We start from the raw sequence: 886 nt of genomic DNA, 5'->3' as shown, positions 1-886 counted from the left end.
TCCACAAGAACATTAATATTACTTCGAGTGCTATTGGTTGAATTGGAACTGGTTACCAAAGCAATCGGGCAATCGGTCGCTTTTATTCTACTATCTATATTAGCGGCACTGACAGTCAACTGGCCTCCCATTGGGGCCTCCACATTGACTAATGTGTTCTTCTGCAGCTAACTGTATCTGTTTTATTTGATTTTCTGTCGCGCCATGCGCAAAAAAACTAAACAAAGTTAGCAAAATGCCGATAGACTTAGCGTAACTTTTATAGAAAGCTCTACACTTATAGATGGTTAAATGAAGATAAATAAGTATTAGAATACGCCATTCTGTTTCTCTGGTGTTATGCAGCTGTAATTTAGATTAATCACTTTATCGAAAAGTTTGAGATGGAGATGAGCTTATGGACGGGATTCTTGATTCAGTGAATCAGCGGACGCAACTCGTAGGTCAAAATAGACTTGAGTTGCTGACCTTTCGTTTAATGGGCCGACAACGTTATGGTATTAACGTATTTAAAGTCAAAGAAGTGCTACAGTGCCCTAAGCTTACTTCAACTGCCTAATCTGCACCACTGGTAAAGGTGTCGCTCATATTCGTGGCCATACCGTGTCGGTGATTGACCTAAGCCTAGCAATTGGTGGACGTCCAACTCAAAATATCGATAAGTGCTTTGTGGTTATCGCAGAGTTCAACCGTTCCATTCAGGCGTTCTTGGTGACTTCTGTTGAGCGTATTATTAATATGCATTGGGAGGCTATCTTGCCACCACCAGATGGTGCTGGTAAAGCGAACTACCTAMTGCAGTGACAACCAATTGATAATGAGTTAGTTGAAATTCTCGACGTTGAGAAAATTTTGGCTGAAATCGCGCCAGTGGATGAAACAATGG

The 886-nt window shown here is 41.2% G+C and carries 2 pseudogenes; one reads left to right on the top strand and one right to left on the bottom strand.

Features of this window, described 5'->3' with window-relative positions:
- Positions 1 to 322: pseudogene (locus tag CIK04_RS34315) on the bottom strand (flagella basal body P-ring formation protein FlgA); the annotation flags it as partial.
- Between the two features lie 75 nt (positions 323 to 397).
- Here CIK04_RS34315 and CIK04_RS27120 point away from each other — a divergent pair.
- Positions 398 to 886, top strand: a pseudogene (locus CIK04_RS27120) (chemotaxis protein CheW); the annotation flags it as partial.

This window comes from Vibrio sp. 03_296 (genome assembly GCF_002265885.1).
Note: the sequence above shows the minus strand (reverse complement) of the source record. Positions and strands in the feature narration are given on the sequence as shown.